Source organism: Sandaracinobacter sp. T42 (assembly GCF_059115405.1).
The window spans coordinates 2,358,870-2,370,597 of sequence record NZ_CM181101.1 but is presented as its reverse complement, the minus strand read 5'-3'; the positions used below and the strand labels follow the sequence as shown (position 1 = coordinate 2,370,597).

Here is an 11,728-nt window from a genome sequence, read left to right as displayed (position 1 = left end):
TCGACCGTTGCGCGGGCTTCAGCCCTGGCGGGCCTTGAAGCGGCGGTTCGTCTTGTTGATGACATAGGTGCGGCCGCGACGGCGGATCACACGATTGTCACGGTGCCGCCCCTTGAGCGACTTGAGGCTGTTGCGGATCTTCATGATGCTTCCCCGGGGGATTCGAAATTGAGCGGCGCGCATAAGGGGCGGGCGGGGGAAAGTCAATCAGGGGGGGATCTTGCCACGGCCTTCGCCGAGACGGGCGGTTGGCAAGCATGTCGGCGCGCTGCTAGGCGGTTTGTCCCATGGCGATCACCATTTCCAGCGCCTTCGATTCGGGCAACATCCGCGTGCTGGGCCAGCCCGGCCCGCATCATTTTGCGCTGGCGATCCAGGCGGACGCCGGCGGCGAGTTCTTCCAGTGGTTCCACTTCCGCGTGGCCGGCGCGAAGGGTGTGCCGCTGACGCTGGACATCACCGGGCTCGAGAAATCCGCCTATCCGGGCGGCTGGCCGGATTATCAGGCCCGGATCTCGGCAGACCGGCAAACATGGGTGCAGGCCGAGACAAGCTATAATGCGGGCGAGGCCGAGGGCACCCTGACCATCCGGGTTACGCCGGAGAGCGATCTGCTGTGGGTGGCCTATTTCGCGCCCTATTCGAACGAGCGGCATCTGGACCTGATCGCGCGGATGGCGACGCAGCCGGGCGTTTCGGCCCGCGTGCTGGGGCATTCGCTGGACGGGCGGCCGATCGACTGCCTGGAGCTGGGCGAGGGCACGAAGCAGATCTGGCTGTATGCCCGCCAGCATCCCGGCGAGACGATGGCCGAATGGTGGATGGAAGGTGCGCTGGAGGAACTGACGGACCCTGCCTCTCCGTTGGCGCGGACGCTGCGGGCGAAGGCGCGGTTCCATATCGTTCCCAACATGAACCCGGACGGCGCGTTTCGCGGCTATCTGAGGACGAATGCGGCCGGGGCCAATCTGAACCGGGAGTGGGCCGCCCCCACCCCGGACAGGTCGCCCGAAGTGCTGTGCGTGCGAAACGCAATGGATGCGACGGGCGTTGATTTCGCGCTGGACGTGCATGGCGACGAGGCCCTGCCGCACAATTTCATCGCCGGCTTCGAAGGCGTGCCCGGCGTGACGAGCCAGCAACTGGACCTGCTGGAACGGTACAAATCCGCCCTGTGCCGACACAATCCGGAATTCCAGACGCGGATCGGCTACCCCGTGACGCCGCCCGGCAAGGCGAACTTGACGATGTCCACCAACCAGCTGGCGCACCGGTTCGGCTGTGTGTCCGCCACGCTGGAGATGCCGTTCAAGGATTCGGCTGATCTGCCGGATCCCGCGGTCGGCTGGTCGCCGGCGCGCAGCCGGCACCTGGGGCGTTCCTGCCTGTCTGCGCTGGCGGACATTCTCGAAGATCTTTGACACAAGGGTTTGAAATGGCTCAGCTCGTGCTTATCCGCCACGGCCAGTCGGCGTGGAATCTGGAAAACCGCTTCACCGGCTGGTGGGACGTGAACCTGACCGAGAAGGGGGTTGCCGAGGCGAAGGCGGCCGGCGCCGCACTGAAGGCGGGCGGGTTCGATTTCGATGTGGCCTTTACCAGCGTGCAGACCCGGGCGATCAAGACGCTGAACCTGGTACTGGAGGAAATGGGACGGCTGTGGCTGCCCGTGACGAAGGACTGGCGCTTCAACGAGCGGCATTATGGCGGGCTGACCGGGCTGGATAAGGCCGAGACGGCGGTGAAGCACGGCGACGCGCAGGTGAAGATCTGGCGGCGCAGCTTCGACGTTCCGCCGCCGGTGCAGGAAAAGGGCAGCGAATTCGATGTTTCCACCGACCGGCGCTATGCGGGAATTCCCATTCCGGCGACGGAAAGCCTGAAAGACACCATCGCCCGCGTGCTGCCAGCCTTCGACGAGCTGGTCGTGCCCGAGCTGAAGGCGGGGAAGCGGGTGGTGATCGCCGCGCACGGCAATTCGCTGCGGGCGCTGGTGAAGCATCTGTCCGGCATTTCGGACGCCGACATCGTGGCGTTCGAGATCCCGACGGGCGTGCCGATCCTCTATACGCTGGACGCCGGGCTGAAGGCGACGGACCGGCGCTTCCTGCCGCTCTGAGGCTTGCCAAGCCGATGCAGCGCCCGTAGGGCGCGTTTTTTGCCGGGGATGGGCTTGTGACGGCTTTGGTTGGGATCATCATGGGCAGCGCGTCGGACTGGGAGACGATGCGCCATGCCGCCGAAACGCTTGAGGCGCTGCAGGTTCCGCACGAGGTGAAGATCGTGTCGGCGCACCGGACGCCGCGCCGGATGGTGGCCTATGCCGAAAGCGCGGCGGACCGGGGATTGAAGCTGATCGTCGCCGGGGCCGGGGGCGCGGCCCATCTGCCCGGCATGGTCGCCAGCCTGACGCATCTGCCCGTGCTGGGCGTGCCGGTTCAGTCTGCTGCGCTGTCGGGGCAGGATTCGCTGCTGTCCATCGTGCAGATGCCGGCGGGGATTCCCGTGGGAACGCTGGCGATCGGCAAGGCCGGGGCGATCAACGCGGGGCTGCTTGCGGCCTCCATCCTGGCGATCACCGATCCGGATCTTGCCGCCCGCCTGAGGGCGTGGCGGCAGGCGCAGACCGACGCGGTGGCGGATTCCCCTCTCTGATGGCGATCCTGCCGGGCGCGACCATCGGGATCCTGGGCGGCGGCCAGCTGGGCCGGATGCTGGCGCTGGCGGCAGCACCGTTGGGCTATCGGGTGCATGTGTTCGCGCCGGACGGGGAATCGGTGGCGTCCGACGTGGCGGCAGCGGAAACACGCGCGGACTATTCCGACGAGGCCGCGCTGGCGCGCTTTGCCGCTGCTTGCGATGTGATCACCTACGAATTCGAGAATGTGCCTTCGGCCAGCGTCGCCTTCCTGGAGGCGCTGAAGCCGGTTCGGCCAGGCCATGCCGCGCTGGATGTTGCGCAGGACCGGCTTTCGGAAAAGCGGTTCGTGGAGGCGCTGGGCGGCCGGACGGCGCCTTATCGCGCCGTCGAGACTCTGGCCGATCTGGAGGCGGGCCTGGCGGAGCTGGGGACGCCCGCGATCCTGAAGACGCGCCGCTTCGGCTATGACGGCAAGGGGCAGGCCAGGATCGGTTCGGCGGACAAGGCGGCCGCCGCATTCGCCGCCGTTGGCGGACGGGGCCTGATCCTGGAAGGGTTCGTGCGGTTCGCCGCCGAATTTTCCATCCTGGTCGCCCGTTGCCCACGCGGGCGGGAAGCGCATTATCCGGCGTGCCTGAACGTGCATGAGGGCGGCATCCTGTCGCGCACCACGGTTCCGGCGCAGGGGATCGATCCGGGGCATCTGGATGCGGCGACGGCACTGGTCGTCAGGATCGCCGATGCGCTGGATTATGTGGGCGTGCTGGCCTGTGAGTTTTTCGCGACCGAAACAGGGCCTGTCTTCAACGAGATGGCGCCCCGGGTGCACAACAGCGGGCACTGGACGATCGAGGGTGCGCAGACATCGCAGTTCGAACAGCATATCCGCGCCGTGTGCGGCCTGCCGCTGGGGCCGGTGGGGCTGACGGCGCCGCTGGTCGAGATGCGCAACCTGCTGGGGGACAGTTCGGCCGAATGGGGGCGGATCCTGGCCGACCCGACGGCGCACCTGCATCTTTATGGCAAGCGCGACCCCGTGCCCGGGCGCAAGATGGGCCATGTGACGCACCTGTTGCAGCAGCCCTAGTCTCCGCTCTGGCGGCGATGCGCGGATATGATATTCTCCCCCGGCAGAAAGATCGTGGGAGGATCGATCCATGACCAAGATGCTCTGGAGCGGGCTGCCGGTCGCCGCCCTTCTGGCTGCCGCAAGCCCGGCAAACGCCGCCGCCACAATCCTGGGCGGAAATTCGGCCGGGCGGGACTGTTATCTGGCGGCCGAATTCAAGCGGGAGACCCGGGCCAGCCTGGATGTCTGTTCACGTGCGCTGGATCTTGATTCGCTGACCCGGCGCGACCGGGCGGCGACACTGGTGAACCGGGGCATCATCCACATGCAGGCGCGCGATCTGGAAAACGCCGTGGCGGATTATCGATCCGCCATCGCCCTGGATCCGGGGCTGGCTGAGGCGCATGTGAATCTGGGCATCGCGCTGCTGCACCGGGGCGGGCAGGATCAGGCGGCCATCGATTCCCTGACGCGTGCGCTGGAAATGAAGCCCGACAAGCCGGAAGTGGCGCTTTATACCCGCGCCGTCGCGCACGAGATGCTGGGCAATGTGCGCGAGGCCTATGAGGATTATGCCGCCGCCGCCGCGCTGGCCCCGGATTGGAAGGAACCGGCGGAGCAGCTGAAGCGCTTTTCCGTGGAGCGGCGCAAGACGGCGCGGGGGTAGGTTTCAGGGCCGCCAGATCAGCCCCTGATCCGGCCGGACCTTGTTTGCCAGCAGCCGGTTGAAGCTGTCGGCATAACCTGCCGGGCCGCTGCTGCTTTCGACGTGCAGCCAGCCGGGGGTGGTGGCGAGGAAATCGGCCATGCTCTGCGCCAGTTCGGCATCGAACGCCTGCGGGCCGATCTGCCGGGCGCGGGCTTCCCAGTGGGCGGGGGCGAAGAACAGGGCGGGCTGCGGGCCTTCCAGCGGCTCGTCTGCGGTTTCGTTCCAGTTGGTGTCGCCGACGATGTGGCTGGCGGACAGGCCCTTCAGGTGGCGATGCAGCCGCGCCTTCAGCCGGGCGTTGCCGGAAAAATCGACCAGAACCGCAGGCGCAGCCGCGTCGAGCGACTCAAGCTCGTCATAGGCGAGGACCCGGCCGTAGAATCCTGTCCGTTCCACGAAGGCCCTGTTGGCGGCGGAGGTGAGTCCGATGGTGCCGTGGCCGGCCCGTTTCAGGTTCCAGGCGGTCGCCAGCGCGGTCTTCGAAGAGGCGCTGGTGAGGAGGATCTGCCGCCCGGCCGCGACATCGGCGGCAAGGCTGTGGGCCAGCACGAAGCCGGTCCCGTAGAGCGGCTGGAACAGGGCCACCAGCGGTTCCGCCTGCGCGGGCACATGCGGGGTGGGCCGATAGCTGTTGTAGACCGGCGCGAGCGACTGCCGGTGATCGGCGATATCCGAAAACCCGCCTGCCTTTACCGGGCCGGGCCTGAGCTTCAGATGCGTGGCGGAGGGCCAGTAGCCGAACAGGCGCAGGCCTTCATCGACGCCTGCCGCCCGGCTCTGGATCACGGTGCCATAGCCCCACACCGGCACGATGCCGCGATCAGGCGCTGAGGCCGGGAAGAAGTTCCAGTAGTGGAGCGGGGCACCGCCGTGCACGGCATAGGTGATGTTGTTGGATGTGAGCGCGGCGAGATCGACGCGGGCGATGATCTCATCTTCGGCCGCGGCAAGGTCCAGCGGGATTTGATGGTGATCCGCAAGATCGGACCGGCTGACTTCGATGGAATAGCCACGCATGTCGACGAACTCCCTCTCCTCGATCCGGAGAGGCTATCCGAACTGGCGGAAACTGCACCCCCCTGATTGAAAAGGGACGGCCGGGGGGAATGTGGTGGAAACAGGTTGCCGCAATTGAAGAAGGGGCCGGTTTCCCGGCCCCTTCGATTGCAGACCGCCGGAGGCGATCAGGCGGCTTCGCCGTCGATCATGGCCGTGTCGTTCGCGCCGATCTCTACCTTGCGGGGTTTCTTGTGCTCGGGCACTTCGCGCTTGAGATCGATGTTCAGCAGCCCGTTCTCGAACGAGGCGCCGGTGACCTTGATCACATCGGCCAGCTGGAAGCGGCGTTCGAACGCGCGCTTGGCGATGCCGCGATGCAGGAAGGTGCGTTCGGCCGGCTGCACTTCATCCGCAGCCTTGCCAGTGACGACCAGCGTGTTTTCCTGAACGGTGATGTCCAGTTCCTGACGCGTAAAGCCGGCGACCGCCATGGTGATCCGATAGGCATCGTCGCCCAGCTTCTCGATGTTGTAGGGCGGGAAGCTGGTATCCGTCTCGGCGGCGCGGGCCACGCTGTCGATCAGGCGGTTGAGGTTCTCAAAGCCGATGGACGAGCGGAGCAGGGGGGCGAAATCGAAGTTCGTACGCATGGATTTCCATCCTTTCAAAGCAATGGTCCTGTTCTGGCCCGCCGGTTGGCCGGGCCGTCGTGGGGCGCGGCCCCCGGAGGCTGCCGCTGTCCACGAACCGGAATCTGGGATAGGGAACAGGGGTTTCAAGGGGGGTGGGACAGCGCTGCACTTGCGCGGCTGCCATGCCGCCCCCTAATGGGCGCCTGAGACAGGGACAGGGCCTGCGGCCCGCGTATCACGGAATAGCGAGAGCCATGACATCGACTGCCGACATCCGGGCATCCTTCCTCGACCATTTTGCCAAGAATGGTCATGCGCTGGTGCCATCCGCGCCGCTGGTGCCGCAGAACGACCCGACGCTGATGTTCGTGAACGCCGGCATGGTGCCGTTCAAGAATGTGTTCACGGGGCTGGAAACGCGCCCCTACACGACCGCGACATCCAGCCAGAAGTGCGTGCGGGCGGGCGGCAAGCACAACGATCTGGACAATGTGGGCTATACAGCGCGCCACCATACCTTCTTTGAAATGCTGGGGAATTTTTCCTTCGGCGATTATTTCAAGGCGGAGGCGATCACGCTGGCGTGGGATCTGCTGACGGGCACCTGGGGCCTTCCGAAGGACAAGCTGACGGTGACCGTGTATCACACGGACGACGAGGCGTTCGGCCTGTGGAAGAAGATCGCAGGGCTGCCCGAGGAGCGGATCATCCGCATCCCCACAGCCGACAATTTCTGGTCCATGGGCGATACGGGCCCCTGCGGCCCCTGTTCCGAGATCTTCTATGATCATGGACCGCACATTCCCGGCGGCCCCCCCGGTTCCCCCGACGAGGATGGCGACCGCTTCGTGGAAGTGTGGAATCTGGTGTTCATGCAGTTCGACCAGCAGCCGGACGGAACCCGGCTGAACCTGCCCAGGCCTTCCATCGATACCGGCATGGGGCTGGAGCGCATCGCCGCCGTGCTGCAGGGCACGCACGACAATTTCGAGATCGATATCTTCAGGCAGCTGATCGGCGAATCCGCCGCGCTGACGAAGACCCCGACGGACGCGGTGAACACCCGTGCTTCCCACCGGGTGATCGCGGACCATCTGCGGTCCGCCGGCTTCCTGGTGGCGGATGGCGTTCTGCCCGCGAACGAGGGTCGTGGCTATGTGCTGCGGCGGATCATGCGCCGGGCCATGCGCCATGCGCATCTGCTGGGTGCGAGCGAGCCGCTGATGCATCGGCTGGTGCCGGCGCTGGTGAGCACGATGGGCGGGGCTTACCCGGAACTGGTCAGGGCGCAGGCGCTGATCGCGGAAACGCTGAAGCTTGAGGAGACCCGTTTCCGCCAGACGCTGCAGAACGGGCTGAAACTGCTGGACGATGCGACCGCAGGGCTGAAGCCGGGCGCGGTGCTGCCGGGCGATGTCGCCTTCCGCCTGTATGATACCTATGGCTTCCCCTATGACCTGACCGAGGATGCGCTGAAGGCGCAGGGCCTGGGCGTGGACCGGGCCGGCTTCGACGCCAGCATGGCCGAGCAGAAGGCGCGTGCGCGGGCGGCCTGGGCGGGCAGCGGCGCGAACGCCACCGACAGCCTGTGGTTCGATCTGGCCGAGAAGCTGGGGGCGACGGATTTCATCGGCTATTCGACGACCGGCGCGGAAGGTGCGATCGTGGCGCTTGTGAAGGACGGGACGGAGGTTTCCGAGGCCCATGCCGGCGACGAACTGGTGATCCTGACCAACCAGACGCCATTTTATGCCGAAAGCGGCGGGCAGGTGGGCGACACCGGCGTGATTTCGCTGGGCGATGCGCGGTTCGAAGTGACGGACACGCAGAAGCCGCTTGGCAAGCTGCATGCCCATTCGGGTCGGCTGGTTTCGGGCCTGCTGAAAGTGGGCGACGCCGTGCAGCTGAAGGTCGATGCCGAGCGGCGCGCGGCCGTGAAGGCCAACCATTCGGCGACACACCTGATGCATGCAGCGCTGCGCCGGGTGCTGGGCGGGCATGTCAGCCAGAAGGGCTCGCTGGTCGCGCCGGACAGGCTGCGCTTCGACTTTTCGCACCAGAAGCCGATGACGGCGGAGGAGATCGCGGCAGTCGAGGCCGAGGTGAATGCCGAGATCCGCGCGAACCTTCCGGTCGGCACGCGGCTGATGACGCCGGATGCCGCGATCGAGGCAGGTGCGCTGGCGCTGTTCGGCGAGAAATATGGCGACGAGGTGCGCGTGCTTTCCATGGGCCGCGCGGGCGAAGCGGGCCGCAGCTATTCCGTGGAACTGTGCGGCGGCACGCATGTGAACGCCACGGGCGACATTGCGCTGTTCCGCATCGTATCGGAAAGCGCGGTTTCGTCCGGCGTGCGGCGGATCGAGGCGCTGACGGGCATCGAGGCGCTGAAGCATCTGGTGACCCAGGAAAATCTGCTGAAGGCGACAGCCGCGAGTGTGAAGGCGCGGGTGGAGGATGTGCCCGAGCGCGTGGCGGCGCTGGCCGACACCGTGAAGAAGCTGGAGCGCGAACTGGCCGACGCGAAGAAGGCGCTGGCGCTGGCCGGACCGGGGCAGGCCGCCGAAGTTGCGCCGGAGCAACTGGGCGATGTGCCCTTCCTGGGCCGGGTGATCGACGATCTGGATCCGAAGGAACTGCGCGGCCTGCTGGACGAGGAAAAGCAGCGCCACGGATCGGGCGTGTTCGCAATCGTCGCCACGCGGGACGGGCGGGCCTCCATCGCGGTTTCGGTGTCTGCCGATCTGGCGGGCAAGGCCAACGCTGTCGATCTGGTGCGCGCGGGCGTGGCGGCGCTGGGCGGGCAGGGCGGCGGCGGCCGGCCCGACATGGCGCAGGGCGGCGGCCCGGAGGCCGCAAGGGCGGCCGACGCGATTGAAGCGGTGAAGGCCGCGATCCGTCAGGCGGTCGCGGCCTGACCATGGCGACGGTCGCGGTCCCGCCTGGCGAGGCATCCCTTGTGGCCCACGCAAGCCCCCGGATCGCGATCATTGACATCGGTTCGAATTCTGTCCGCCTTGTCGTCTACAAGGGGCTGACGCGCACGCCGGCCGTGCTGTTCAACGAGAAGGTGATGGCCGGGCTGGGCAAGGGCCTGAGCGCGGGCGGGCGGCTTTCGGACGAATCCATGGACGTGGCGCTGGCGGCGCTGGCGCGTTTTTCCCTGCTGTGCGATTCGATGGGGGTCGACAGCCTGCGGGCCGTTGCAACCGCCGCCGTGCGGGATGCCGCGAACGGCCCCGCCTTTGTGGCGCGGATCGCGGAACGGACCGGGATCGAGGTGGACATCATCGACGGCGAAACCGAGGCGCGCGGCGCGGCCTATGGCGTGATCGCCGGCATCCCCGATGCCGACGGCGTTGTCGGCGATCTGGGTGGCGGTTCGCTGGAACTGGTGCGGATCGCAGGCGGCGAGGTGCATGAGCGCGTGTCGCTGCCGCTGGGGTCGCTGCGGCTGGATGCGTTCCGCAAAAAGGGCCGGCGTGAGCTTGTCGGCCAGATCGACGAGGGCCTGAAGGGGCTGGGGTGGGCCGCCCTGGGGAAGGGCAAGCCCTTCTATGCCGTGGGCGGCAGCTGGCGGGCGCTGACCCAGTTGTACATGCACCAGACAGATTGGCCGCTGCCGGTGACGCACCAGCACCGTATGCCTGCCGATGCGCCTGAACGACTGGTGCGGACACTGGCCCATATCTCTCTGAAATCCCTGAAGGATGTTCCATCCATTTCATCCTCTCGGGTGCCGCAGCTGCCGGGCGCGGCCGCGATGCTGCGGGCGGTGACCAAGCGGCTTGGCAGTTCCTGCATCGTCAGTTCCGCTTATGGCCTGCGCGAGGGGCTGCTGTTTCAGGCGCTGTCGCCGGCTGCGCGGCGGCAGGATCCGCTGCTGTCTGCCGCGCGGGAGGCCGCCGATCGCATGGGCCGCTTTTCCGACGGCAGCGATGCCGATGTGGGCGAGGCGTTGCTGACCTTCACCGACACGCTGTTCCCGCAGGAAGCCCCCAATCTGCGGCGCATCCGCCATGCGGCCTGCCTGCTGGCCGATACGGCCTGGCGTGCCCACCCGGACATGCGCGCGGAAGACGGCATGGATCTGGCGCTGCACGGTACCTGGGTGGGGATCGACGCGGCGGAGCGCGCGATGCTTGCGGCTGCGCTGTGGGTGGTGAACGGCGGTGCCATGCCGGGCGAGGGAACGGCAGTGCTGTCGCAGTTGGCAACGCCGGATCAGCTGGCGCTGGCGCGCCAGTGGGGCCTTGCGCTGCGGCTGGGGCAGAGGCTGGGCGGCGGAGCGGCCGACGGGCTTGAGAATGCCGCCCTTCTCCGCGAGGGCGGGGCGCTGATCCTCAGCCTGCCGCGCGCCGCCGAGGCGCTCTACGCCGATTCCGTTCTGCGGCGGCATCGCCTTCTGGCGCAGGCAGTGGGGCTGGAACCGGCGCTTCGGCTTCGCTGAAACCGGCTTCGGCTGCATCGGCCGCGGCGTCGGCCGCATCGGCTTCATCATCGGAAGCCAAAATCAGCGGCTGCATCCTGAGCTTGCCGTTGCGCACCGAAAAGCCCAGCCGGCCTTCCACCAGTGCCAGCGCGTCTTCCCCGAACTGCTGGCGGCGCCAGCCTTCGAGGATGGGCAGGCCTTCGCGCACGCCGGCGGCCAGCGCCTCCATCTCGTCGGAACGGGCGACGAGCTTCGGGGCGACGCCGTTTTCCTTGGCACGGATCTTGAGCAGCAGTTTCAGCAGATCCGCGATCAGGGACGCGTCCGTCGAGAGGCCGGGGCGGTTTTCCCGGGGCGGCATTTCCGATTCCGGCAGGGGTTCGGCGGCGGCGATGGCCGCCAGCATCCGCTGGCCGATGGCGTTGGTTGTCCAGCTGGTGGAAAGGCCGCGCACCTTGCCGAGATCGGCTTGGGCAGCAGGTGGCGCCGCGGCCAGATCGGCGAGCGTCTCGTCCTTGACGATGCGGCCGCGCGGAACATTCTTGTCGCGGGCCTCCAGCTCGCGCCAGCGGGCCAGCGCCTTCAGCCGCCCCAGCACCTCAGGCTTGCGGTTCGGAAGCTTCAGACGTTGCCAGGCGTTGTCCGGGTTCACCACATAGTTCGAGGGGTCCGACAGACGGGCCATCTCCTCGTCCAGCCACGCCCCGCGGCCGGTTTTGCGCAGGCGGGCGAGCATCCTGGGAAACAGCTGGGAGAGATAGGTGACGTCGCCGATGGCATAGTGAATCTGCCGGTCAGACAGGGGGCGTCGGGCCCAGTCCGTGAAGCGGGCGCCCTTGTCGATCTGCTGGCCGGTGAAATGGGCGACGAGGTTGGCGTAGCTGACCTGTTCGCCCATCCCCATGGCCATCGCGGCAATCTGGGTGTCGAACAGCGGAAAGGGCACTTTTCCGGTTAGATTCATGAAAATCTCGATGTCCTGGCCGCCGGCGTGCAGCACCTTCAGGATCGATTCGTTTGCCAGAAGCGCGAAAAAGGGCGCGAGATCCAGCCCTTCGGCGAGCGGATCGATCGCGAACGCATCTTCCGGCGATGCCAGCTGGATCAGGCAAAGCTCTGGATAATAGGTGTTTTCCCGCATGAATTCGGTATCGACGCAGACGACGTCATGCTGCTGCAACCGGGCGACGAGCCGGGCGAGTGTTTCACTGTCTGTGACAAGCGGATGAATTTGCATGGATGCCCG

The 11,728-nt window shown here is 66.9% G+C and carries 11 protein-coding genes; 7 read left to right on the top strand and 4 right to left on the bottom strand.

From position 1 onward, the window contains the following. Window positions 1-18: 18 nt before the first annotated feature. Window positions 19-144, bottom strand: a complete 126-nt coding sequence (ykgO, locus tag ACW9TV_RS11560) for a type B 50S ribosomal protein L36 (protein ID WP_004210176.1) — start codon at window positions 142-144, stop codon at window positions 19-21. Window positions 145-287: 143 nt separating this feature from the next. Here ykgO and ACW9TV_RS11555 point away from each other — a divergent pair, with 143 nt between their 5' ends. The 5 genes from ACW9TV_RS11555 to ACW9TV_RS11535 all read left to right on the top strand — a co-directional run bounded on the left by ACW9TV_RS11555 (window position 288) and on the right by ACW9TV_RS11535 (window position 4,377). Further along, window positions 288-1,421, top strand: a complete 1,134-nt coding sequence (locus tag ACW9TV_RS11555) for a M14 family metallopeptidase (protein WP_494303617.1) — start codon at window positions 288-290, stop codon at window positions 1,419-1,421. A gap of 14 nt (window positions 1,422-1,435) precedes the next feature. After that, the gene (gene gpmA / locus ACW9TV_RS11550; protein ID WP_494303616.1) at window positions 1,436-2,119 is read left to right on the top strand and encodes a 2,3-diphosphoglycerate-dependent phosphoglycerate mutase; all 684 of its coding nucleotides are present in this window, start codon (window positions 1,436-1,438) and stop codon (window positions 2,117-2,119) included. A gap of 80 nt (window positions 2,120-2,199) precedes the next feature. Further along, window positions 2,200-2,655 carry a 5-(carboxyamino)imidazole ribonucleotide mutase gene (gene purE / locus ACW9TV_RS11545; RefSeq protein ID WP_494305088.1) on the top strand — a complete coding sequence of 152 codons (456 nt, stop codon included), beginning with the start codon at window positions 2,200-2,202 and terminating at the stop codon, window positions 2,653-2,655. Next, complete coding sequence (locus ACW9TV_RS11540; RefSeq protein WP_494303615.1) at window positions 2,655-3,728, top strand: 5-(carboxyamino)imidazole ribonucleotide synthase; 1,074 nt, start codon at window positions 2,655-2,657, stop codon at window positions 3,726-3,728. Before purE ends, ACW9TV_RS11540 begins: the two co-directional genes overlap by 1 nt. 70 nt (window positions 3,729-3,798) lie before the next feature. Next, a complete protein-coding gene (locus ACW9TV_RS11535) occupies window positions 3,799-4,377 on the top strand; it encodes a tetratricopeptide repeat protein (RefSeq protein ID WP_494303614.1) in 579 nt (192 codons plus the stop codon). A gap of 3 nt (window positions 4,378-4,380) precedes the next feature. On the opposite strand, the gene ACW9TV_RS11530 is transcribed toward ACW9TV_RS11535, so the two are convergent. Next, window positions 4,381-5,436: a DUF2855 family protein gene (locus tag ACW9TV_RS11530; protein ID WP_494303613.1), complete on the bottom strand. Its 1,056-nt coding sequence runs from the start codon at window positions 5,434-5,436 to the stop codon at window positions 4,381-4,383. 167 nt (window positions 5,437-5,603) lie between these two features. Beyond that, the gene (locus ACW9TV_RS11525; protein WP_494303612.1) at window positions 5,604-6,068 is read right to left on the bottom strand and encodes an Hsp20 family protein; all 465 of its coding nucleotides are present in this window, start codon (window positions 6,066-6,068) and stop codon (window positions 5,604-5,606) included. A 236-nt stretch (window positions 6,069-6,304) separates the two neighbouring features. Between ACW9TV_RS11525 and alaS the strand changes: the two genes are divergently transcribed. Next, window positions 6,305-8,968, top strand: a complete 2,664-nt coding sequence (gene alaS / locus ACW9TV_RS11520) for an alanine--tRNA ligase (RefSeq protein ID WP_494303611.1) — start codon at window positions 6,305-6,307, stop codon at window positions 8,966-8,968. Window positions 8,969-8,970: 2 nt separating this feature from the next. Next, on the top strand, window positions 8,971-10,500 hold the full coding sequence (locus tag ACW9TV_RS11515) for a Ppx/GppA phosphatase family protein (RefSeq protein WP_494303610.1): 1,530 nt from the start codon (window positions 8,971-8,973) through the stop codon (window positions 10,498-10,500). Here the strand turns inward: ACW9TV_RS11515 and rnd are convergent. Then, a complete protein-coding gene (rnd, locus tag ACW9TV_RS11510; RefSeq protein ID WP_494303609.1) occupies window positions 10,394-11,719 on the bottom strand; it encodes a ribonuclease D in 1,326 nt (441 codons plus the stop codon). The two genes, ACW9TV_RS11515 and rnd, sit on opposite strands and share 107 nt — an antisense overlap. Window positions 11,720-11,728: the final 9 nt, after the last annotated feature.

Bases quoted from the DNA above. Each gene is read 5' to 3' on its own strand.
- ykgO (WP_004210176.1), bottom strand. From the start codon at position 144: ATGAAGATCCGCAACAGCCTCAAGTCGCTCAAGGGGCGGCACCGTGAC.
- ACW9TV_RS11555 (WP_494303617.1), top strand. From the start codon at position 288: ATGGCGATCACCATTTCCAGCGCCTTCGATTCGGGCAACATCCGCGTG.
- gpmA (WP_494303616.1), top strand. From the start codon at position 1,436: ATGGCTCAGCTCGTGCTTATCCGCCACGGCCAGTCGGCGTGGAATCTG.
- purE (WP_494305088.1), top strand. From the start codon at position 2,200: ATGGGCAGCGCGTCGGACTGGGAGACGATGCGCCATGCCGCCGAAACG.
- ACW9TV_RS11540 (WP_494303615.1), top strand. From the start codon at position 2,655: ATGGCGATCCTGCCGGGCGCGACCATCGGGATCCTGGGCGGCGGCCAG.
- ACW9TV_RS11535 (WP_494303614.1), top strand. From the start codon at position 3,799: ATGACCAAGATGCTCTGGAGCGGGCTGCCGGTCGCCGCCCTTCTGGCT.
- ACW9TV_RS11530 (WP_494303613.1), bottom strand. From the start codon at position 5,436: ATGCGTGGCTATTCCATCGAAGTCAGCCGGTCCGATCTTGCGGATCAC.
- ACW9TV_RS11525 (WP_494303612.1), bottom strand. From the start codon at position 6,068: ATGCGTACGAACTTCGATTTCGCCCCCCTGCTCCGCTCGTCCATCGGC.
- alaS (WP_494303611.1), top strand. From the start codon at position 6,305: ATGACATCGACTGCCGACATCCGGGCATCCTTCCTCGACCATTTTGCC.
- ACW9TV_RS11515 (WP_494303610.1), top strand. From the start codon at position 8,971: ATGGCGACGGTCGCGGTCCCGCCTGGCGAGGCATCCCTTGTGGCCCAC.
- rnd (WP_494303609.1), bottom strand. From the start codon at position 11,719: ATGCAAATTCATCCGCTTGTCACAGACAGTGAAACACTCGCCCGGCTC.